We start from the raw sequence: 23,493 nt of genomic DNA on the forward strand, positions 1-23,493 counted from the left end.
TTGTACAGAATACTATACAAAAAACAAAGTAATCGCCTTTGTTGCGTAACTTTTTCGTGAAATATTTTTCAGCCCCTAATCTTCTGATAAATAGGGTATTTGTATAAAAATTAGGTCTTTTGGCAAGATTTTTTCTTAGCCAGAGTAAAACAGTACGATATAAAAACTGTTAAGACACTAATATTTATAAAATAGAAAAACATGAATACGAGAATTACTAAATCAACAATGTTGGTTGCCTTACTTGGATTATCATCACAATTATTTGCACAGGAAACTCCTACAGCCTCTGGTCGTTTCTCTCCTACCCAATTCCGCACCTGGTCAGTAGGTGTACACGGAGGTTTGTTAACCCCGAGAACCATTTTCGGCAATTCGAACCATCAATTCGAAACTCCTGTTGAGCATATTGGTTATGGTGGTTACATTAAAAAACAAATTTTGCCACAATTAGGTGTTCAAGCCGATTTCTTAGCCGGTAAAGTAGAAGAATTAAGGGCATCGAACGGTGCAGGCGGTTTTATTGCTAACACAGGTTACAAAACCAACATCCAATGGTCTGGAGCTTTATCTGCAGTGTGGAACGTAGCTAATATCAACATCAACCAGGAAAATGCAATTTTAACCCCTTACCTAAAAGCAGGTGCTGGTTATATGTCGTCTGGTGCTACTACTACGCCTAACACCCAAGATGCTGGTTACTACAGAGAAGGTTGGTTTGTACCGGTTGGAGCTGGTTTAAAACTAGGTGTTGCCAAAGGTATTAATATCGATTTAGGCTACGATGTGAATTTTGTTAAATCGGCTAAATTTGATGGTTTTAATACCGGTACTAACGATAGATTTGCCTATGCACATGCAGGTTTGGAATTTGCTTTAGGAAGTAAAGACAAACCTCAGTTACAAAACTACAGTTCATTGGCAAACTTGCGCAAACAAAGTGCTGAAGAAAGTGCAGAATTAAGAAGAGCACTATCAACAGCAGAGCAAAATGCACAACGTGACAGAGAACAATATGCTAAAGATCTTGGTGATGATGATAACGATGGTGTAGCAAACAAATTCGATAAATGCCCTGGTACTCCTTCAGGAACTGTTGTTGATGGTTCTGGTTGTCCGATCAAAGTTCAACGTGAGGTGATCAAAGAAACCAAGGTAATTACTGAAGCCGATCGTAAAGTGGTTAGAGACGCTATTTCCAACTTAGAGTTCGATTTGGGTAAATCAACTATCCGTTCAAAATCTTATGCTACTTTAAACCGTGTTGCCGGATTATTAGTAGAGAAAAACTTTAGTTTAAAATTAGCTGGCCATACTGATAACACAGGCAGCAGAGAATTAAACCTACGTTTATCTAAAGAAAGAGCTGAATCAGTAAGAGCTTATTTAGTATCTCAAGGTGCAAACGCATCACGAATTGAAGCTACCGGTTACGGACCTGACCAACCAATTGCAACCAATAAAACTGCAGCTGGCCGTCAACAAAACCGTCGTGTAGAGTTTACTTTATATTAATCAGAAATAACAGTTAATAAAAAAGCTCCCCAAATGAATTTTGGGGAGCTTTTTTATTTTTATGGAAACGCTGTAGTTACAAAGCCATGCTGGCCATGATTAGCTGTCGATCTGTGCTATAAAATAAATCAGCACAACGAATTGACCTGAAACCTGGGAATGTTATTAAGACAATCCTTTTTTCTTTTTATAAGTCATTTTCGCCTTTGTACCGGCGCTGTAATTATAATTTTTCAGGTTACTGGCTTTTTTTTCATGGAAAGCTGCTCCCCGCCCGCTATCTGCATCTTCGGCATCGGCTTTCTTTTTCTTTGGTTTGGCAGCCATATCAACAACTTTTAGATCATCAGGCAGTTCAACCACTTCCAGTTTCTGCCCAATGGCTTGCTCTATTTTCTTCACCTCGATCAGCTCAATATCTGTAGAAAAGGTAATTGCTATCACTTCTTCCTCGCCATTTTTAACAATACGCTGAATTAAAGTTTCTTTCTGTTCAGGAAGTTCGAAGTGCAAAATAATGGGAATCCCCTGAATGTTTAATTCCCCGAGATTTTCGTTTGCAACAATTAAAACCCTTGCATTGGGGTTATCTTTAAAATCTTCAATATTATCATATCCCTGATCGTCAAAAAACAATGGTCGGTAAATACTGATTTCTCCTCTTTTATTATGATTGAAGTTTTTATATACCGTTTGTGCCGTTAGCCTGGTATTGACAAAAACCACTACTTTATCAAAAACCTCAGCATCATTTAACAATAAGGTTAGCAGGTTCAGTTTGGTGCGGAAATTAGGTACCTGATATAGCATTTGAGGATAAACCTCAGCCTGTTTTCCATCTATTTCATCCACTTCGACCGTTGCGGCTGAATCTTTCATGAAAGGAAAAATCATATGCTTCAGCTTTTCGTGCATCACTTCCGTAAATACCACATGCTGTGATTTGTAAGCACTGTTTGCCAATTCTACTACCGGTAGCTGCAAGCCTTTTTTCACGATAAGTTCGGCATTATCTACGATAAACAACTGGATTTTATTCGTATTCAGCGCCAGTTTTAAATATAAAGCACGTGCCCTGTCCGGAACAGCAACTATAATATCACAGCCATCTGTTATTTCGTTCATCTGCGTATCAATTGTGCCACGGCTGTCGATTCCCAGAATCCTGAAGGTACTGTTTCGATTGAGTAATTTAAACTGTTCCAACACATGATCTACATGTTCTGCATCAGGCACTAAAATCAAGGCCCTTGGTGCTTCTTCAAAAGCATACTTCAATTTCATTAAAGTAGCTAAAACGTAGGTTGTTGTTTTTCCCGCCCCCTCAGGCCCCACCGCTATAACATCCTGACCGCCTAAAATCCGCGACATGGTTTTAACCTGGATTTCTTTTGGGGTTAAAAATCCGGCTTCGGTCATGGCCGCCACAAGTGGTTTGCTAAGTTTTAATTTATCTAAAGACACTGTTCCTATTTTAATGATTGAAATGCAAATATCCTTAAAATAATTAGCTTTTCTGAAATTGAATTTAATGCCAGGTTTATGGATCTGCCTAACCTATGGCACTTTGAAACCAACCAAGCGATTACTTAAAGACCTAAAATCAGTTTTTTGAACTTCTTTTTTTATTTTTTATAAAAAATAAAAATCTGACAATAAGATACTTATAAAATATTTCAAATAAATACTACTAAATAGATAGATTTTATATACTTAATTTATATATTTGCTCAACATTAATCAAAAAAACAATGTCGAACAATTAAAAAGATAAAATCATGTCAATCTATTTTCAGTACCCGAGTATTGATGAATATCAAACCATTCCCTATCCGGTAAAAGAGGAAAAAGAAGACCATGAATATACAAAGGATGAAGACAGGATAATTAAAGAGCAGCTCTTGGAATTAAGAGATTATTTGGCATTAAAACAGTTATAAAACATGGCCAGTTGACCGACAGGAAGGTTGGGGTTTCATAAACCCTCTACAATGGTTCGAATCCATTACTAGGCCGCAAAGTGTATCTCATAGCACTTCACCTGATTCTGTTCAGTCAGGTAATATTTGGTTATCTTATATTTGTTTTGTTGTTAGCAAAGGCTATCCGCGAGGGATAGCCTTTAACTTTTTCAGCTATTTTGATACTGAATTTATTGCAGCACCCTTACTGTACAAAGCGGCCTGAATAAATCAGAAATGTTATTCAATGTGTACCCCCCTAAACTTAACCGCATGTAACCAGATTTTCCTTTTCTTGTTAATTACTTTTTTCATTAATCACCCAAACATTTTATCTCAAATGGGGTTATCTATATAATTCACATTATACTAATCTTTTACAGATTATTTGTTTGGTTTAAAAAAGGGATTTATGGATATAAATCCCTTTTCTTTTATGCCAATATTTTAAATCATATATTAGCCATATCAACAAAAAATCTGATTTCAGATGAATAGAAAACATTTTCTTTCCTCATTTATTACCGCTGCAGCAGTCCTTCCTACACTAAAAACGCTGGCAAATACCGTAGAAAATGAAAGCCCATCATTTAAAATACCTCCATATCTAAAACTTGGCGATACAATCGGAATAACCAGTCCGGCAGGTTACATTACTTTAGAACAAACGCAGCCTTCAGTTTTACAGATGCAAAACTGGGGCTTCAATATCAAAATTGGCGATAATATTGGTAAACGTGACTTCACCTATGGAGGAACGGATGAAGAAAGACTAGAAGATTTCCAGAAAATGCTAAACGATCCTGAAATTAAAGCTATCATGTGTGCACGTGGCGGTTATGGTTTTGTAAGGATTATTGATAAGCTTGATTTTTCTGTTTTTAAAAGAAACCCGAAATGGATCATCGGTTTTAGCGATATTACCGTATTACATTGCCATTTGGCCAAAAATTACGGAATTGCATCTATCCATTCCAAAATGTGCAACAGTTTTCCCGACGATTGGAGCAAAGCCGAACCTATACAAATTGACACCATATTATCCATAAAAAATGCTTTAATGGGCGACCAGATGGGCTACACTGCTCCTGCTAACATCAATAACCGGGCGGGAAAGGTGGATGGTATTTTGGTTGGTGGTAACCTGAGCATTATCGAAACCCTGGCGGGCAGCAATTCTGATCTGGATACGAAAGACAAAATCCTTTTTATTGAAGATACCGGCGAATACCTTTATAGTATTGATAGAATGTTGTGGAATTTAAAGCGCAGTGGTAAATTGAAAAACCTGAAAGGTTTAATTGTAGGTGGTTTTAAGGTAAAACCGGATGATATAGGTGAAGAATTCGGCAAAACCATCTATGAAATCGTTCTTGAAAAAGTTAAGGAGTATCATTATCCCATTGCCTTCGATTTCCCTGTTGGTCACCAACGGAATAATTTTGCCTTAAGATGTGGTGTAAACCACACCTTTATTGTAAGCGAAACTGGTACGGTATTACGAACTGTTTAGTTTATTGCTTCTTTTGGCTTGCCAACTCCTTCAAAGCATTTCCAAATATTCAGGCTTCGGCATAGCGGATACTTTTCAATATTTTTTTGTGTTCTTAGTGTCTTTGTAGCCAAAAAACACCATCTTTGCGCAAAATGCAGGTTGTTCTATCGCTGTCCGGATTTATCTGGAGAGAGGAAAGTCCGGGCAACACAGGGCATCCCGCTTTCTAACGGAAAGGGGTTCAGGAATGAAAACCTGAATTACGGATTAGTGCAACAGAAAATATACCGCCCCGGCTTTAAGTCGCGGTAAGGGTGAAAACGTGCGGTAAGAGCGCACGAGCACTGCAGGCGACTGCAGTGGTTTGTAAACCCCGGGAGTTGAAAGACCAAATAGGCTAACGTCCCGATTTTATATCGGGATAAAGGGCTGCCCGTCCGATGTTAGTGGGTAGGTCGTTAGAGATAAACGGCAACGTTTATAGTAGATAAATGGTAGAAGCCTGAGCAATCAGGAAACAGAACCCGGCTTATAGACCTGCATTTTTTATTCACTTAGCAAAATATTCTTGGTTTCATTAAGTTTAGCTGTTTCTTCCTCTCCTAATACCGGAAATTCAAGCCCTAAACTTTTTAACTTATCAACTATAATTTCGCTGATGGCTAATCGTGTAAACCATTTTTTATCGGCAGGTATAATATGCCAGGGTAATTCTTCGGTACTTGTTGCATTGATCGCATCTTCATAGGCTTCCATATATTTATCCCATAAGGCCCTTTCCTTAATATCGCCTGAAGAAAATTTCCAGTTTTTGGTCGGATCCTCTATCCTATCCAAAAAGCGCTGCTTTTGTTCGCCCTTACTTACATTTAGAAAGAATTTAAGAATCACTGTTCCGTTAGCTGTTAAGTGTTCTTCAAAGTTTTTAATACTTTTATAACGTTCCTGCCAAAATTTTTTATTGATCTTTTTTACATCTGAAAAACCAGGTATATTTTCGTTCAAAATGTATTCAGGATGTACTTTACAAACCAAAACATTCTCATAATGAGACCGGTTATGGATGCCGATCCGTCCACGCTCTGGCAAAGCCTTGTAATGTCTCCATAAAAAATCATGCTGATACTCTTTGGATGTAGGCACCTTAAAACTGTAAACCTGGCATCCCTGCGGATTTAGCCCGCTCATTACATGTTCTAAGGCACTGTCTTTTCCGGCAGCATCCATCGCCTGAAAAATAATCAGCAGAGAATGTTTTCCTGATGCGTATAATTTTTCCTGCAGGTGGTTAAGCTCTATTTTTGAATTTACCAGTGCATCTTTAGCTTTTTCTTTGTTGTAACCGCCCGTAAAGTCGGTTTTATGATTTTTTAAAGAAAATTTCTTATCACCCCGTACAATTAAACCTTTAAATTCGTTTTTCATGATCATGTATTATTTTAGATAAATTGATGCAACTGTAATTTAAATATAGAACTAAAAAATAAGTAAATTAAATACGTTAATTTGCATATAGAGTTTTTTATATTTAACGCCACAGCAATTACCTAAAGATTACCCAGTCTAATATGTTTAAAGAGATAAAAAACAAGTATTTACGTTATTTCACAATAGTTTTATTTTTTATAATAATTTTCTTTTCTGCGCTTCAGCTAAATTTTTTGTGGTTATTTGGCTATTCTCCAAGCGTTCATGATATCAAAGCGCCTACCCTCCGTGTAGGTTCAGAACTTTATACTGCAGACGGAAAACTCATCGGACGTTATTTTAAAGAGAACAGAACTCCGGTTAATTACGAAGAAATTGCCCCTAGTGTAATACAGGCGCTGGTAGCTACAGAAGATGTACGTTTTTACAAACATTGGGGCATTGATGTACAGGCGGTGGGCCGTGCCGTGGTAGGTTTAGGTAAAGATGGTGGCGCGAGTACCATTACTCAGCAATTGGCAAAAAACCTTTACCGTACACGTTACAACAAATCGCAGGGATTATTAATTAAAATTCCTCTGGTAAGAACATTAATTGTAAAATTAAAAGAATGGCAGACTGCGGTAAAATTAGAATCTAATTATTCTAAAAACGAGATCATTACGATGTACCTTAATACCGTTTCGTTTGGTAACAACACTTACGGAATAAAAACGGCCAGCCGGATTTATTTTGATAAAGAGGCTAAAGATTTATCCACTACTGACGCAGCCATGCTGGTGGGAATGTTAAAGGGCACTACCCTGTACAATCCTACTAAAAACCCGGCCAAGGCATTGGAAAGAAGAAATGTGGTGCTGGCACAAATGAATAAATACAAATACCTGAGCAAAGATAGTTTGGCTGCATTATCAAAAGAGCCCATCAAATTAAAAGAAGGTAAAATGCAGGATGGTAGTGATGGCGACTCATATTTAAGAGCTGCTGTAGCAAAATATTTAGAGAAATGGTGTACAGATAATGGCTATGACCTTTACGAAGATGGATTAAAAATTTACACTACAATCGACTCTAAACTCCAAAAATATGCTGAAGAGGCCGTTGCTGACCAGATGAGGATTTTGCAGCGCAGGTTCTACAGCGTTTGGGGCAATGAAGATCCATGGTATGATTCAGAAAAACAAAAAGTAGATTACCCGGACAGGGCGATGAAGAACCTGCCAATCTACGCGCTTTTACAAAAGAAATTCCCGAATAACCCTGATTCTGTTAAAGCCTATTTCAACAAAAAGAAAAGGATGCAGATATTTACTTACAAAGGCGATCGCGATACCCTGTTCTCAACCATGGATTCGATCCGTTATTATGGAAAAATCTTAAATACGGGTATGATGACAATGGAGCCGGCCAGCGGAAAAATTAAAGTTTGGGTAGGCGGTATTAACCATAATTTTTTCAAATACGACCACGTTAACCAGTCTAAACGCCAGGCGGGTTCTACTTTTAAACCTTTTGCTTATTTAACGGCTTTGGAACAAGGAATGAGCCCTTGCGATAAATTTACCGATAAACCGGTTAAAATTCAGTATCAGGATAAAGGTGAAACCAAATACTGGGAGCCAAAAAATGCCGATTACAGTGTTTCTTACCGCGAAATGAGCTTACGCTGGGCCATGGCTAAGTCGGTTAATACCATCACTGCACAGGTTACTGAAAAGGTAGGTTGGGATAATGTGGTTAAATATGCGCATGAGTGCGGTATCGATAGCCATTTAGAGTCAGTTCCATCGGTAAGTTTAGGATCAAATGATGTTACTGTTTACGAGATGGTTAAAGCCTATGCTACCTTTATGAATAAGGGGATTAAAACCGATCCTATTTTAGTAGAAAAAATTACCGATCAGGACAATAATGTAATCGAAGAATTTAAGCCTAAAACCAAGCGGGTTTTAAGTGAAGAAATTGCCTGGTTAATGACCTATATGTTCCGTGGTGGTATGGAAGAGCCCGAAGGTACTTCGCAGGCGCTATGGGAATGGCCTAACCTGTTTAAGAAAAATAACCAGATTGGCGGTAAAACGGGTACTTCTTCTGATTACGTAGATGCCTGGTACATGGGCTTAACTAAAGACCTGGTAACTGGTGTATGGGTAGGATGTGATGAAAGAACTGCACATTTTAAAAATGGCGAACAAGGCGAAGGATCGAGAACGGCTTTACCAATCTTTGCCAAGTTTATGGAAAAAGTATACCTCGACCCTCATTCGGGTTATACTTACGGCCCCTTCCCTAAAGCAACCGTTGATATTACCCGAACCTACAACTGCCCTAGCCCAAGGATTGTGAGGGATACGAGTGCTACAGACAGCGTAGCGGTCGATTCTGCAGATTTTAATGTTCCTACAGAATTACCGGTAACTGAAGTACCTGTAACTCCGGATCCGGAAGTTAAAAAAGAAGAGAAGAAAACAGAACCCGCTCAATCTCCGGTTACCCCTACTATTCCGTTAACCCGGAAAGAAGAACGTGAACTGAGGAGAAAACAACGCCAGGAAGAGAAAGAAAAAAAGAAAAACGAAAATAACAATCAGTGATCGTTTTTCAGGCCACGATGCCCCCAAATAGTTTATTGCCTGCACAATAACAGGCAATAAACTTTTAAAAAGTGTTAAAATTTCAATACTTTTTTAAACAATTGCTATTTTTATTTTCCAAATCTTATACATTTTCATTTTCGCAAATTATAGAACTTCATTACTAAACACACATATATGAAAATAGGCTCTACCACATTAAAGCGATATTCTTTTTTATTGCTACTGCTTATTCTTTCTTTTTCTGTTAAAGCACAATATTTCGGACAAAATAAGGTAAGGTATAAAAAACTAGATTTTAAGGTTTTACAAACGCCTCACTTCGAGATTTACTACTACATCAAGAACGAGAAACTTTTGAAACGTTTTTCGCAAGATGCAGAAACCTGGTACAAAATGCATCAGGAGGTTTTCAGGGATACTTTTTTAAAGAAAAACCCTGTTATTTTGTACAATAATCATCCCGATTTCCAGCAAACGACAGTCCTTAACGGAGAAATAGGCATCGGAACAGGTGGGGTTACCGAGGCACTTAAAAACAGGGTAATTATGCCTGTTATGGAACTTAACAGTCAAACCAGGCACGTTTTAGGTCACGAGCTTGTTCATGCTTTTCAATACCACCTGCTACTCGAAAAAGATTCAATCAGCTTAGAAAATGTTGGACAAACACCACTTTGGATGGTTGAAGGGATGGCCGAATACCTTTCAATTGGTAAAAAAGATGCGTTTACTTCCATGTGGATGCGTGATGCCATGCTGAACCGAGATATTCCTTCGTTAAAAGACTTAACCAATTCCAACAAATATTTTCCTTATCGTTATGGTCAGGCCTTTTGGACTTACATAGGCTCGCAATATGGCGATACTACTATCGTGCCTTTATTTAAGAATACGGCAAAATATGGCTACGAAAATGCCATCCGATATACATTTGGTTACGATGATAAAACGTTATCTGGTCTTTGGAAAAACTCCATTGATGCACATTACAAACCGATGTTAAAAGCCGATAGTTCGCAGATTAAGATTACGGGTACAAAAATCATCGATAATAAAAACGCAGGGAACATGAACGTGGCTCCTGCCCTTAGTCCTGATGGAAAATACTTGGCCTTTATGTCTGAAAAAGATCTTTTTGGCATCGATCTGTTCCTTGCAGATGCAAAAACCGGACGTATCATCAGGAAATTAAGCAGCCAGATTTCCAACGGACACATTGATGATTTTAACTTTATTGAATCAGCTGGTGCCTGGTCGCCAGATAGTAAACAATTTGCCTTCAGTATTTTCAGTCAGGGAAAAAACCAGATGATGATTATCAATGTGGCGAATGGAACTACTGTATCTCAAACCCCTATGGCCCAGGTACAACAATTTGGCAATTTAACCTGGTCACCGAACGGAAAAGATATTGCTTTTTCAGGTATGGTTGAAGGTCAGAGCGACATTTTTTCTTACAACCTCGATACCAAACAAGTAACACAGATTACTAACGATGTTTATTCTGATTATGCACCGAGTTATTCGCCTGATGGCAAAAAATTGGTATTCTCTTCAGACCGGGCAGCTATACAGGCCAATGTAATCAATGCAGTGTTGCCGATCAACCTGGCTGTTTACGATATCGCTTCAAAAACCGTTACCAATCTTGACGTTTTTCCGGGAGCAAACAACTTAAATGCGCAGTTTTCGGCCAATAGCCAAAATATTTATTTCCTTTCCAACAGAGACGGTTTCAGGAACTTATATAAATACAATTTTGCAGATAATACCGTCGATCAGTTAACCGATTATTTTACCGGTATCAGCGGGATTACCGAATTTTCTCCGGCCATTTCAGTTTCTACAACCGACGAAATTGTGTACAGTTATTACCGTTATCAACGATATACTTTATATAATGCCAAATTGAGCAGCTTTAAAGCAAAACGAATTGGTAACCAGGACGAAAATTTTGATGCTGCAATCCTCCCTCCCATGGAAAATATTGGGGTGAACATCATCAATTCCAACCTGAATAATTTTGATCGTTTTGAAAAAATTGTTGCCGATTCGATGAGAGCGGTACCTTACAAACCAAAATTCAGATTAGATTATCTGGCTAACAGTGGTGTTGGGGTTTCTACAAGTCGTTTCGGAACAGGTATTGCCGGGGGTATTGTAGGTATGTTTAGCGACATATTGGGCACCAATCAGATTGTGGCAAATTTATCGGTAAATGGAGAAATTTATGATTTCGGTGGTTTGGTAGGTTATATCAACCAAAAAAGCAGGATCAACTGGGGAGCAGCTATTTCACATATCCCTTATGTATCAGGGTTCAGATCGTATGGTTACGAGAATATCCCTACGGGCAACAATCAAACAATTAACGCCCTGGCAGACAGAACCGATATCATCAGGACTTTCGAAGACCAGTTACAGGTTTATGGAGCATATCCATTTAGTAAAATACACCGTTTTGAGTTAGGTGGCGCATTTTCTCATTATAGTTACAGAATTGACAGGTACAGTAATTATTATAATTCGTTCGGAAATTATATTGGTTCTGATAAGAGCAGGATTTCTAATGATGTAGCTTCACAAGATTATGGCATTCCCTTCAATTCGTTTACACTCTATCAGTTGAATGCTGGTTTTGTTGGCGATAATTCTATTTTCGGTTTAACCGCGCCGCTTGACGGCTACAGGTATCGTGTAAGCGGCGAAAAATACCTGGGTACCTATAATTTTGCTGGTGTAACTGCCGATCTCCGTAAATACTGGCGAACAAAACCAGTTACCTTTGCAGTAAGAAGTTATAATACCTTAAGAATTGGTAAAGATGCCGACAGGCTTTATCCAATGTACCTTGGTTATCCTTATTTAATTAGAGGTTATGAATCTAACTCGATTTACAAAAGTACCTCTGCACAATCATCTGAGTCTTTTGATATCAACCAGTTAACAGGAAGTAAGATAGCGGTTTTCAATTTTGAGGTACGTTTACCATTTACCGGGCCGAAAAAATTAGCAGCAATACCATCGAAATTTTTATTTTCAGATCTGAATTTATTTTTTGATGCAGGTTTAGCCTGGACCAACGATACCAAAGTGAAATTTAAAAGTGAGCCAACCTATACTACAGAACCATTGTTAGATAATAACGGAGCGCCGGTTAAAGATGACAAAGGAAACCCAGTTACCTATCTGGCTACGAATGAGCGTGTTCCTGTAATGAGTGTTGGTGTATCGGTACGGGTAAATGTTTTTGGTTACTTTGTATTAGAACCTTATTATGCAATTCCTTTCCAAAGAAAAGATGTTAAAACCGGAGTATTTGGTTTAACATTTGCCCCAGGGTGGTAATTTAACCCTTGTATAATTTCTGGTTTTTAAATGGCAAAAACGTTTAGATACCTGGAAGGTTGCAAAGCGATAAATATTGATCCTGACAGGTAAGTTAAAAAACATATTATAAGTGCTTGAATGATTGGGTGCCAAAAACCAGGCCATCATTCAAGCATTTTAATTTATATATGTTTTTCATAGTAATCTTCTATTAACCTTTAAATTGCCTAAGATAGGCTCGAGAATGAAAGTTTTACCTGATTGGTGGCATTCCTGTGTAAAAGAATATTTTCGAAATCGAGACCTATTGTTAAATCAATCCAGTCTGGATTGCAAGACCTTACCAAACGTTCCTTTTGCATGCGTGTAAACCTGCTGATCGATTTAAAACGCACCAAAGCCTGTGCTTCTGTTTTAAACTCTTCAAAATAAACCAACCTGGTTAACTGCTGCCCGTTATCAAAAAATAAGTTTGGCATTTGTTTGTAGAAATCCAGTGTCTTCATTAAATCAGAGCTCATGCCCACGTGCATACTTGTACGATTTCTGTCGGTAACGATATAAACAAACTTTTTCATGATTGGGTCTTTAAAAAATTAAAACTAAACTATTTAGTATACTTTCTTGCAATTCAAAATAATATTACTAACTTTATGAGCATAAAATTACTAACTATTTTAGTAATTCCAAATTTATTTTAAAATTTATTTTTATGTCAAATATTTCAAATAATTTAAAGTACCTCAGGAAGAAAAAAGGCCATACACAGCAAAATTTCGCTGATATTATGGAAATTAAAAGATCATTGATCGGTGCTTACGAGGAAGACCGGGCTGAACCTAAATACGATTTGCTAAAAAAAATAGCCGAATACTTTGACCTTACCATCGATGAATTCATCAACGAAAAAATAAACGACAGCTGGAAACCAAAGCCAAAAAGCCAGGGATCTAACCTAAGGGTGCTAAGTATTTCTGTTGATCAGAACGATAGAGAAAACATCGAACTGGTTCCTGTTAAAGCAAGTGCTGGTTATTTGAACGGTTTTTCAGATCCTCAATACATCAGCGATTTGCCGAAGTTTCAACTTCCCTTACCGGCTTTAAGACAGGGCACATTCAGGGCTTTTGAAATTATGGGCGATAGTATGTTACCCGTTCAACCGGGAAGTGTGATTATTGGAGAATATCTTGACAACTGGAATGAAGTAAAAACCGGCGAAACCTATATCATCATCAGTAAAAACGAAGGCGTGGTATATAAAAGGGCCGGTAATCGTTTCAGGGAAAATAAAGACCTGAAATTAATATCAGATAATAAGGTATATGATGCTTATACAATTGCGGCCGATGATATCCTCGAAATCTGGAAAGCTAAAGCCTATATATCTACTTCTTTGCCTGAGCCTGCACCAGATCCTACAATGGAAACATTGACCCAGATGATGGCGCAGATGCAGAAATCAATTTCACAATTAAATAAGAATTAACATTTTTTAACAGGCACCGATTAAACCGTTTGCTTTTTTATGTATCTATTACACTAACAAACACATAAAAAACATAACATGAAAAAGGTAATTTTAACAATGGCAATTGCAGTAATGGGTTTAACTGCTGCATTTGCTCAAGACACAACCAAACGTGAAAGAAGGGCAATGCCTAAATTGACTGCTGAGCAAAGGGCTGAAAAAGTAACGGCCAGGCTGGACAAACAATTAAGTTTAACTGCAGATCAGAAAACAAAAATCTATGCTATTGAGCTCGAAAATGCAAAAAAACTAGATGCCTGGAGAACTGCAGACAAAAGCGATATTAAAGGTAAAATAAAAGAGCGCAAAGCAGCAATAGAAGAACAAAAAGCCAAAGTTGATGCCGTTTTAACTGCCGATCAGAAAACAAAAATGGATGCTTTTCGTGCTGAAGCCAGAGAAAAAGGCGAAAAAATGAGAAAAGAGTTTGGAGGCAGAGGTAAAAGAGATAAAGCGCCGGTGGTTTCGAATCCTCCTTCGCAAGGATAAATTGAGTAAAGCGTAATTAATTATATTTTTAAAAGCGTTCCGGTAATCCGGGGCGCTTTTTTTACTTTTGACCGATGAGTAAAATTGAACAGTTCCTTAACAGCAAACTTCAGGAGCGGAAAGATAATCTTTCGATCAGGAATTTATCTGTCCACCACTACCCTGTTGATTTTTGCTCAAATGATTATTTGGGCTTTGCACGCTCGGTTGAATTGAAAAAACTAATTAATAAAACTGCTTCAACAATACCTCATTATCTAAATGGTGCCGGAGGTTCGAGGCTTCTGAGCGGCAATTCTCAATATACCGAAGAAACCGAACAGTTTATTGCAGATTTTCATCAGGCCGAAAGCGGGTTGATTTTCAATTCGGGGTATGATGCTAACGTAGGTTTCCTATCAAGCGTTCCGCAGCGTGGCGATACCATTATTACAGATGAACTGATCCATGCCAGCATTATTGATGGTTGCCGCTTAAGTTATGCAACACGTTATAAATTTCTACACAACAACATCAACGATCTCGAAGCCAGGCTTAAACTGGCAAAAGGAAATATTTTTGTGGTGGTAGAAAGTGTATATTCTATGGATGGTGATATTGCCCCATTGAAAGAAATTTCAAACCTCTGCGAAACCTATCAGGCCAATTTAATTGTAGATGAAGCACATGCTACAGGTATTTTCGGTAAAAAAGGTGAAGGACTGATCAGTCAATTAAACCTCAGCCAAAAAGTATTTGCACGTATTGTTACCTTTGGCAAGGCAATGGGCACACACGGTGCAATTATATTAGGAAGTACCAGTTTAAGGCATTACCTTATTAATTTTGCCAGGTCATTTATTTATACCACCGCAGCGCCGGTCCATAATATGATAGCTATCCGTTCGGCTTATCAGCTTTTGGATAAAATAAACCATCAATTGGTCCATCAAAAAATCGGCCTGTTCAGAAAAACCATAAAAGAACAGAATATTAATGCTTTCGAAAGCGAAAGCACCATTCAGGGGATTTTATTCTCCTCCAACGGGGCAACTAAACTGGCGGCAACCGCATTACAAAATAAAGGATTTGATGTAAGAGCCATATTAAGTCCTACTGTAGCAGAGGGAAAAGAAAGGCTACGGATATGTCTTCACACATTTAATACAGACGAAGAGATTATCTCGTTGGTAGAACATTTAAAAGAATTGAGTTAAATGGCAACATACTTTATAACAGGCATTGGAACAGGGATTGGAAAAACAATAACCAGCGCTGTTTTAACCGAAAAATTAAAAGCAGACTATTGGAAACCCATACAATCCGGAGATCTTGAAAGCAGCGACAGCTTAACAGTAAAAAATTTAATCAGTAACCAAAAAACGGTTATCCATCCCGAGTGTTACAGGTTAACGCAGCCCCTATCTCCACATCTATCGGCCAGGCTGGACGGAATTGAAATCGACCTCAACAAAATTAAAATACCCTTAACCGAAAACAACCTGATTATCGAAGGCGCAGGCGGTTTAATGGTTCCTTTAAATGAAACTGAATTGATTATCGACCTGATCAAAAAACTGGGTGCAGAAGTGATATTGGTATCTCAAAATTACTTGGGTAGCATTAACCATACACTTTTATCTATCAATTTGCTTAAACAGTATGAGATTCCGGTTAAGGGAATTATTTTTAACGGGGATGAAAACCCCGAAACGGAAAGGTATATCCGGCAATATGCCAAAATAAACAAATTGGGCAATGTACCCAACTTAAAGCTGATTAATAAGGAACAGGTTGCTACAGTTGGCGAAAATATATTGATTTAAATGCTAAAAGGCCCAACAGGTTTCGAAAGCCTGCGGGGCCTGAGATTTTGAGCCGGTCGGGATTACAATGTCAACCCATTTAACTTCGGATTTTCAATCCACCACTCATACATTTTATTTTTCGGTCAGGTAACCACTTTTCTTAAGAAAATCGGCCCATAGCTGATACCCCTCAGGCAAAAGATGCAAACCATCTTTGGTAAGTTCGGCCCTTAATTGTTTGTTTTGGTCAATAAAATTTGGATACAGATCGATAACCGTTACGTTTTTAGCCGTAAATTTCCTGATTTCGTTGTTTAGCCAAAGGATATGCCCATCTTTACCATAGTGCTTTTTAAATTTCTCAAAAGCGCTATTTACCGGCAAAAGGGTATTGAAATAAATGTGGGTATTTTTCGAACCTTTTCTGATACGTGAAATCATTGTTTTATAATTACTCAGGATAACGCTGTCCGGAATGTTTCTCGAAATATCGTTGATCCCGATCAGGATAAATATTTTGGCTGGTTTACCGTCGATTACATCCTGCAACCGTTCTAAAACCCCGAAGGTAATGTCGCCCGAAATGCCCCTGTTTTTTGCCTGAGGAAGATTTAAAAGCTTCGCCCAATCTGTCCCGGCCGTGATGCTGTTTCCAAGGAAAACAAAATCTTTTTTCGATTTTGGATCGGCTTTAAACTTTGCCACCAGCTCAACATATTTTCCCGGACGGTAAGTGCTGTCCCATTTTACAATCTGGGCTTCTGCTGCTCCATGGCTCAGGATTAATGCTATAATAACGATATGTAACTTCTTGATCAGTACTTTCATAATAGTTAAATTAAGGAATAAAAATATTTAATTCCTAAAGAGAACAAAAGACTTGTCAGGTTAAGAAGAACTGAAAGTCCTATATTTATTTTCGAATAGCAGGTTGCAAATTTCCGTTCAATATATTGTACTTATTTCGCCTGCACCAAAATGTCAGGATAGTCGGAAATAATCCCGTCTACATTTAATGCTTTTAATTTTTGGATATCGGCCAGTGTATTGGCTGTCCAGGGAATAATTTTTACACCATCAGCGTGTGCCCTTTTAACCAAATCTTCATTCACCATTTGCCAAACCGGACTTAAAATAAAAGGTTTATACCCTAAATCAGCTATATTTTCATCATAAGTTTTTTTGTTTGCCACCAAAAAAGAGGTTTTCATTTTCGGATATTTTTCATGGATTAACTGAATAGTGCGTTTATCGAAAGATTGGATCACGACAAAATCAGCAACTTTTTTCCTGATAATTACGTCCATTAACAGCTTAACAAATTCTTCAGGCATGGGGTTAGTAATACCATCGCCACTTTCACTGCATTTGGTTTCGATATTATAGAAAAACTGTTTACGTTTATGGGTTTTGATATCACGCTGTACAGCATCAATCAGATCGGCAAGCAAAGGGAGGTGCGTTTTTTCTTTTTTCTGTTGAGGAAAGAGATCGTAATACTTACTACCCAAATCGAACTTTTTAATTTCATCGTAATTCATGCCGAAAATAGGGTATTTTTTGGCATCAGCTGTAGGAATGTCCTGTCCGTCGGGTGTTCGCATAAAAGCCGGGCTCAGGTAATCGTCATGTGTTACCACCACTTTACCATCTTTTGAGATGTGTGTATCCATTTCCAAAGTGGTAATACCATCAATTTTCATGGCATTTAACATGGCTTCTATAGTATTTTCAGGCATTAAACCACGTCCGCCACGGTGTGCTTCAGCGCTAAATGCGGGGAATTTAACTTCCTGAGCATTCGATTTTACTACAAATGCAGATAAAAAAATAAAGATTGCTGTTTTTTTAAGTTTCATATCCAAAAAAGGGATTTTACAGTTGAATTTGATACACCATATAAGGCTATTAGTTAATCGCCAAGATAAACAGATCTGGTGTTTACATTTAACGCGGTTAATTAAATCTATATTAATTTTTAATAGCTGTTTGAGGTAACATCTGACCGTACTTCTGGCCCATTAAGCATCAGTTTCCGCTTCAAATTTTTCTCCAAAACGATCGGTAGCTATTACTTTAACTTTTTTAACTTCCGGGCTAAAATGTGCCATAAATAAGTGATCCGTAGAACGTGGCTCGACAAATGGTCTTGGATTTGGCAATTTATCGCCTTTATATAATTTAACAGCTAAGGGATCGTATCCATCTTGCTGTGCCAATATGCCCATTGCTTTACCATCCAGAAAATATTCCACCTTCCATGCCGGGTCGTAATTCCAGACATTGGCAATCAATCTTTTCTGATTGGTTAAGGTATCTACATAGATATCCAGCTGCTCTTTACGATCTCTGCCTGTTGATTTATAGTACCACGTTAAATTGGTTCCATCTACCTGGTAAACGCCATAACCTCGGGGTGTACCATCTTCACATATAGGGCCTGTCCACCAGCCGCCACAAACCGTTCCATGGTTATGTTCATAGATACCATTTTTAATTACGTTTTTATTAAAATGCGTATGGCCCGACATAATGTGTACATTTTTGAAATCTTTTAATACGGCATAAAAATCTTCTTTATTTTTAACACTATTATGAACCGGGATATGCAGGCAAATGATTAACAGTGCATCCTTGGGCACCAGTTCTAAATCTTTTGCCAGCCATTCCAACTGGGTTGGGGTAATGTAACCATCATAAGTTCTTTCTATCCCTAAATAACGTACATCATCCAGAACTACGTAATGGGCTTTGCCCCTGTTAAACGAGTAATATGTCGGACCATAATGCGCCTGGAAAGTACGGTCTGACGTATCGTCGCCACCTTGGCGGTAATCCTGATCGTGATTACCCAATGCCTGAAAAAACGGGATCCCTATTTTGGCAATGGCTTCGTCGTAGGCAGGAAAAAGATCAAAATTATCCCAAACCAGGTCACCTACTCCGATACCGTGCACCAATGTTTTACCCATGCTATTTACCACATCCCTGGTATCCGGTACGGAGGTTTCCATCATTTGCTGAACATCTTTTTTGTTCTTTACCTGTGGATCGGCCCAAATAATAAAGTTATGCTTGTTATCATCCTGTTTTAAAGGCTTAAGGTCGAAGTTTAATTTACCAGCGCTATCAGGCTTGTAATAATGACGGGCAATACTGCTTTCGGTTTTAAATTCGTAACCCGAAGGCGTGCTGATCCATACAAAACGCGCAAGTCCGTGCAATTTAAGCTGGTAGTTTCCGCTTTTATCGGTTTGTACCACGCTGTAACCATCCGAAATTACTGCCCCCGAAATGGCTTTTCCTTTACTGGTTACCGCACCGCTTACCCATCCGTCAACAGCAAACAGTGATGATGGGAATGATTTTAAGCTAACAAATAAAGTGGTGGTTAATATGGTCGATTTTTGTATAAAAGATCTTCTGTTCATATCATTTTAAAAACTGCTCAATAAAGCATTTGTGATGTGGTGAATTTAAAAACTCAAAACCTACCAACTGGCAAGTTTTAAGCTTAATTTTAACGATTTAGATGGCTCAACCACCAGAGTTTCTAATTCAAATAAATTTTAATTAATAGTCTTCACTATAACATTCTATTATGATCTCTTCATTTTCATTATCAGGGATATAAAATGTTTTGGGATTGGTATTATAGTTAATAGTGGAATAAATCTGACTATATAATTGAGTACGAACATCAAAGGCATAAACAGATGGAGATGAAGTTACAATAGTTACCGATACCGAATGCAGTGATCCATAATTGTAAAAATCAAAGTAATCCGAATTTCCGTTAGCGATACCCTGGATGGTTTGTGTTTGCGTATTTCCGTTAATATCCAAACCAGAAACAGTAATAGATACAAAATCTACGCCTGTGTGGTTAATGATACTAAATCCGGCGTTATTTCTTTTTTTATAAGCTGTTTGTAACGGAATTGTTTTTCCAGCGATCTTATTTGCAAAAGAAAAATTGACAAAGAGAACAAGTAATAGTGCAGTAAATAATTTAGGGATGTGGTTTTTCATAATTTTCTTAATTTATATCATTAATAACTAAATGGTGGTTCGCATAAAGGAGATAAAGTGATATTGATAAAGGCACTTCCGGCCGGTGATTTATTAACCAGAAAAACCTTTCATCAGGTTTTTCTGGCCATTTAAAATCAATTACTTAAGTGTGGTTGCTGGCACACCATCAGGATTGGTTGCTGAAGCTTCAGGAAATATGCCCTCAATTTCATTTAACTGAGATGTTTTGGTTAATAAGAAGTGTGTAACGGTTCTGGCTTTAATCCATTTACCCAATGTAACACTATAGATGCCACCAAATTTATAATAATAGCCCTGATCGGAAATGGTCGAAGCATCAGGATGGTAGGCAAAAAACTTGGTATTGTTGCCCTGCCGGTAAAATGGCTGGGCTACCTGGGTAAGCGGCTCGATTACATCATAAAGGTCGGTATTTCCGATTCTATAGCCCACCGCTGGCGGACCGGCAGAAAATAAGCTTCCGCCGCTTGATATAAATAAAACATCAATTGGCTTGCTATCAGCCGTTACGGAAGTACCCTCAAAGGCAGCCACCCCATAAGCATTACCACTATTGGCAAGCAAATTGGTAGTTTTGGTTCCAAATCCATCACCATCTGCGGTAGAATAATTAAATGATCTGATCCATTTAGATGACGCAATACTGGTAGAACCTGTACTGTTGATGAGTTTATTACCACCACCAACGTAAAAAAACTGACCTTTAGAAACTGTCCCGGATGTGAGGTTAAACTTATAGGTCCTAAGTCCTCCTGTAGCCCATCCGTTTGTTGGGTTACCGATTGGCGTAGATGCCCCGGCATTATTGGTGGTAACAACAGAGAATGGCGTTACTGCGAAATTAATATCCCTGGTAGCTAAAAACTGAATGTATTCGTTATTGGCATCTGTTCCTTTAGGATCTGCTATCCAACCAGATATAATAAATGCCGGAATCTCAATAGTAGAGCTTAAGGTAAATATATCTTTGTCTGTACGTAACCTCAGCTCCGGAACAACATTACCATCAGCGCTAACCTTATTCATCATAATAGCCAGGTAATTCCCCATTACCGGTGGAATTTTACCAGCGAATGATGCACTTGCCTCCGTATGAAGTTTAATATCATCAAATCCATCATTTAACATTTTATCACCCGATATTACATCGGTAGGAAGAAGCTGTGGATTATAAGTTCCTTTAACAATTGACAAGAGTGTACTTTCATATTTATCCGGATTGGCAAATATTACAGAACTGGAAACTGCATTGGGAACAATTTTAACATTCGAAGCCACTTTTTTAATGGCCCCGGGGTTAACATTGGTAATCTGAAGGTTGCCATCAACACGCTTAAGTATGGCACCTTCTACATTGATTAAAATAGAATCGCCACTAACGTATTTGTTTGCCTCGCTCCCTAGCGGAATCTGAATCCCCCTTAATTCATTCAACCTTCTTCTATCCTGTACAATCAATAATCCTGAGGGGAGGTTTTTACCTGAATGATCAGAAATAACAACTACACTGATGCTGTTCCCACCAAACATATTATCAGGGCCCAGGGTTACATCTGAACCTTTATATAAACTTCTTAAATCGAATAAAGGAATATAAGGACTTACAACACCGCCCGGATAATTTGATTTTTTACAGCCAATCCATAACAATGGCACTGCAAGTAATATGATACTATACAATATTATCTTTTTCATTTTTATAATTTTAATGATCCTTAACTATGGTTTTTGCCACCAAACCTGGGTTGAAATAACATCTTCTCCCTGAGCGGCAATAGCTTTTTGATAGCTGGTAGGATTTGCTGATTGTACATATACGGGATAAACCATACGGGCAGGCATAATGCCGCCATTTCTCAGTCCTGGTCCTTTTGGTAAAATGGGATGACCTGTACGGCGGTACTCGAACCATTGTTGCATGTCAACCAGAAACAGTGCGTAATACTTCTGAAGATGGATTTGCTCCATTTTTTCATCTGCTGATAATCCATTATTCCAATCGATATCTGCATTTGTGATATACTCTATATAAGTTGGTGAAGTGGTAGATGTAGGGAAATTTGGTACCCAGTAATTAATGGCATTTGCAATACCAGTGTTATAAAAACCTTCGGCCGGGCCATTGATCCAGCCTTTTAGTGCTGCTTCGGCCAGAATGAACTGAACTTCTGCAAAATTCATCAGTATACCTGTTTGTGATGATTGTTGCAGAGATCTTGCTCCGATAGCTACACCTGAGCTGGTTTGGTCGTAAGAATAAAAATAGGCCTCCTTAACCACCCCGGCGCCAACTATATAACCACTCGGCACACCTTTAAACCCACCTGTTGCGCCCTGCGAAATTCCAAATCTGTTAATACCGTTAACGGCATAACCTTTACCTGCAGAAATATCAATCCGTGGATCGCCCCAGTTTGCCAGATGATCGATAAAGAAGCTTCCAATGGCAGGAGCCCTGAAATCCTGAACCCTTACTCCATTTACATAAGGGTTAACAAATGGATCAGTACCGGTTAAACCCGTCCATTTCAGTGTGGCAGATTCTGCATTATTGGTCATAATAGGATATTTGGCCGGATTGGTATCTACAATTTCTTTAATTTTAGCAATCACCTGAGCAGAAACTGCTGCTTTACCCGAAACCCTTAGTAATAACCTCAAATACAAAGAATTGCAAAATTTTCGCCATTTAGCAATATCTCCCTTAAATACCGGATCGCTGGAGGTGGTAATCGCTGTTCCTTCAGTTAATAAAGTATTTGCCTCTTCCAGTTTTTTAAACATATCCAGATAAATATCCTGCTGCTTATCAAAAGCTGGCTCTAAAACCGCATTAGTACCCTGGTTTGATTGAAAATATGGAATATCACCATAAGTATCAGACAGCATAGAATATACCCACGACTGGCATACCAATGATATTCCCTGATACGACTTATTTTCCATTCCCGGTTTTCCTGCCAGTTTATATATATCCTTAAAATTGGTTAGTTGTATGTACCAGGCATTCCATAAATAGTCAGAAAAGGTATTTCTATATTCATACCTGAACACTGTACCGTCACCATCACTAATGCTCACCGTTACCTGCATGAGTTCATTATTAAAATTCCGGTTACGGGTCATACCTGCGGTAAGGGTATTTACCAATGCCGGGGCCAGCAATTTTTCCGGTGTAGTAGAGAGGATATTAATCGGATCGGTGTTAACTTCCTGGAAGTTTTTATCGCACGAAGAAAGCATGGTAACCAATACCAATGAAGCAGCAATAATTTTATATAGATTCTTTTTCATATTTTAAAAG

At 38.2% G+C, this 23,493-nt stretch carries 18 protein-coding genes and 1 other RNA gene; 10 read left to right on the forward strand and 9 right to left on the reverse strand.

Annotation, left to right across the window (positions count from 1 at the left end):
* Nucleotides 1-201: 201 nt before the first annotated feature.
* On the forward strand, nucleotides 202-1,515 hold the full coding sequence (locus tag ACFSR6_RS05285; protein ID WP_379075925.1) for an OmpA family protein: 1,314 nt from the start codon (nucleotides 202-204) through the stop codon (nucleotides 1,513-1,515).
* A 165-nt stretch (nucleotides 1,516-1,680) separates the two neighbouring features.
* Here ACFSR6_RS05285 and ACFSR6_RS05290 read toward each other — a convergent pair whose 3' ends face one another.
* A complete protein-coding gene (locus ACFSR6_RS05290; protein WP_379075928.1) occupies nucleotides 1,681-2,979 on the reverse strand; it encodes a DEAD/DEAH box helicase in 1,299 nt (432 codons plus the stop codon).
* Between the two features lie 314 nt (nucleotides 2,980-3,293).
* On the opposite strand from ACFSR6_RS05290, the gene ACFSR6_RS05295 reads away from it, so the two are divergent.
* The 3 genes from ACFSR6_RS05295 (at nucleotide 3,294) to rnpB (ending at nucleotide 5,519) form a co-directional block, all read left to right on the forward strand.
* A complete protein-coding gene (locus ACFSR6_RS05295) occupies nucleotides 3,294-3,455 on the forward strand; it encodes a hypothetical protein (protein ID WP_379075930.1) in 162 nt (53 codons plus the stop codon).
* Nucleotides 3,456-3,966: 511 nt separating this feature from the next.
* A complete protein-coding gene (locus ACFSR6_RS05300) occupies nucleotides 3,967-4,989 on the forward strand; it encodes a S66 peptidase family protein (RefSeq protein ID WP_379075933.1) in 1,023 nt (340 codons plus the stop codon).
* A 133-nt stretch (nucleotides 4,990-5,122) separates the two neighbouring features.
* Nucleotides 5,123-5,519: RNase P RNA component class A (gene rnpB, locus ACFSR6_RS05305), an RNA gene on the forward strand.
* Here the strand turns inward: rnpB and ACFSR6_RS05310 are convergent.
* A complete protein-coding gene (locus ACFSR6_RS05310; protein ID WP_379075936.1) occupies nucleotides 5,518-6,396 on the reverse strand; it encodes a polyphosphate kinase 2 family protein in 879 nt (292 codons plus the stop codon). The two genes, rnpB and ACFSR6_RS05310, sit on opposite strands and share 2 nt — an antisense overlap.
* A gap of 143 nt (nucleotides 6,397-6,539) precedes the next feature.
* Here ACFSR6_RS05310 and ACFSR6_RS05315 point away from each other — a divergent pair, with 143 nt between their 5' ends.
* Together ACFSR6_RS05315 and ACFSR6_RS05320 are read left to right on the forward strand one after the other, a co-directional pair.
* The gene (locus ACFSR6_RS05315; RefSeq protein WP_379075939.1) at nucleotides 6,540-8,993 is read left to right on the forward strand and encodes a transglycosylase domain-containing protein; all 2,454 of its coding nucleotides are present in this window, start codon (nucleotides 6,540-6,542) and stop codon (nucleotides 8,991-8,993) included.
* A gap of 177 nt (nucleotides 8,994-9,170) precedes the next feature.
* Nucleotides 9,171-12,344 (forward strand): peptidase MA family metallohydrolase, encoded by a 3,174-nt coding sequence (locus ACFSR6_RS05320; protein WP_379075942.1) that lies wholly within the window; start codon nucleotides 9,171-9,173, stop codon nucleotides 12,342-12,344.
* Between the two features lie 209 nt (nucleotides 12,345-12,553).
* Here ACFSR6_RS05320 and ACFSR6_RS05325 read toward each other — a convergent pair whose 3' ends face one another.
* Nucleotides 12,554-12,904 carry a GIY-YIG nuclease family protein gene (locus tag ACFSR6_RS05325; protein WP_379075945.1) on the reverse strand — a complete coding sequence of 117 codons (351 nt, stop codon included), beginning with the start codon at nucleotides 12,902-12,904 and terminating at the stop codon, nucleotides 12,554-12,556.
* 134 nt (nucleotides 12,905-13,038) lie between these two features.
* On the opposite strand from ACFSR6_RS05325, the gene ACFSR6_RS05330 reads away from it, so the two are divergent.
* The 4 genes from ACFSR6_RS05330 to bioD all read left to right on the forward strand — a co-directional run bounded on the left by ACFSR6_RS05330 (nucleotide 13,039) and on the right by bioD (nucleotide 16,151).
* A complete protein-coding gene (locus tag ACFSR6_RS05330) occupies nucleotides 13,039-13,815 on the forward strand; it encodes an XRE family transcriptional regulator (RefSeq protein ID WP_379075948.1) in 777 nt (258 codons plus the stop codon).
* Nucleotides 13,816-13,893: 78 nt separating this feature from the next.
* Nucleotides 13,894-14,346 carry a hypothetical protein gene (locus tag ACFSR6_RS05335; protein ID WP_379075950.1) on the forward strand — a complete coding sequence of 151 codons (453 nt, stop codon included), beginning with the start codon at nucleotides 13,894-13,896 and terminating at the stop codon, nucleotides 14,344-14,346.
* 74 nt (nucleotides 14,347-14,420) lie between these two features.
* On the forward strand, nucleotides 14,421-15,542 hold the full coding sequence (locus tag ACFSR6_RS05340) for an aminotransferase class I/II-fold pyridoxal phosphate-dependent enzyme (RefSeq protein WP_379075953.1): 1,122 nt from the start codon (nucleotides 14,421-14,423) through the stop codon (nucleotides 15,540-15,542).
* Entirely contained in the window at nucleotides 15,543-16,151 is a 609-nt protein-coding gene (gene bioD, locus ACFSR6_RS05345) for a dethiobiotin synthase (RefSeq protein ID WP_379075956.1), read from the forward strand. It begins immediately after the preceding gene.
* Nucleotides 16,152-16,265: 114 nt separating this feature from the next.
* Here the strand turns inward: bioD and ACFSR6_RS05350 are convergent, their stop codons facing one another.
* The 6 genes from ACFSR6_RS05350 to ACFSR6_RS05375 form a co-directional block, all read right to left on the reverse strand.
* Nucleotides 16,266-16,961, reverse strand: a complete 696-nt coding sequence (locus tag ACFSR6_RS05350; protein WP_379075959.1) for a GDSL-type esterase/lipase family protein — start codon at nucleotides 16,959-16,961, stop codon at nucleotides 16,266-16,268.
* Between the two features lie 131 nt (nucleotides 16,962-17,092).
* Nucleotides 17,093-17,992 carry a glycerophosphodiester phosphodiesterase family protein gene (locus ACFSR6_RS05355; protein ID WP_379075962.1) on the reverse strand — a complete coding sequence of 300 codons (900 nt, stop codon included), beginning with the start codon at nucleotides 17,990-17,992 and terminating at the stop codon, nucleotides 17,093-17,095.
* Between the two features lie 162 nt (nucleotides 17,993-18,154).
* Nucleotides 18,155-19,564 (reverse strand): calcineurin-like phosphoesterase C-terminal domain-containing protein, encoded by a 1,410-nt coding sequence (locus ACFSR6_RS05360; RefSeq protein WP_379075965.1) that lies wholly within the window; start codon nucleotides 19,562-19,564, stop codon nucleotides 18,155-18,157.
* A gap of 142 nt (nucleotides 19,565-19,706) precedes the next feature.
* Nucleotides 19,707-20,165: a hypothetical protein gene (locus tag ACFSR6_RS05365; RefSeq protein ID WP_379075967.1), complete on the reverse strand. Its 459-nt coding sequence runs from the start codon at nucleotides 20,163-20,165 to the stop codon at nucleotides 19,707-19,709.
* Between the two features lie 141 nt (nucleotides 20,166-20,306).
* On the reverse strand, nucleotides 20,307-21,884 hold the full coding sequence (locus tag ACFSR6_RS05370) for a DUF5689 domain-containing protein (RefSeq protein WP_379075970.1): 1,578 nt from the start codon (nucleotides 21,882-21,884) through the stop codon (nucleotides 20,307-20,309).
* A gap of 24 nt (nucleotides 21,885-21,908) precedes the next feature.
* Entirely contained in the window at nucleotides 21,909-23,483 is a 1,575-nt protein-coding gene (locus ACFSR6_RS05375) for a SusD/RagB family nutrient-binding outer membrane lipoprotein (RefSeq protein ID WP_379075973.1), read from the reverse strand.
* Nucleotides 23,484-23,493: the final 10 nt, after the last annotated feature.

Origin of the sequence: Pedobacter vanadiisoli (assembly GCF_042684385.1) — a bacterium.
In the GTDB taxonomy this organism is placed as follows: Bacteria; Bacteroidota; Bacteroidia; order Sphingobacteriales; family Sphingobacteriaceae; genus Pedobacter; species Pedobacter vanadiisoli.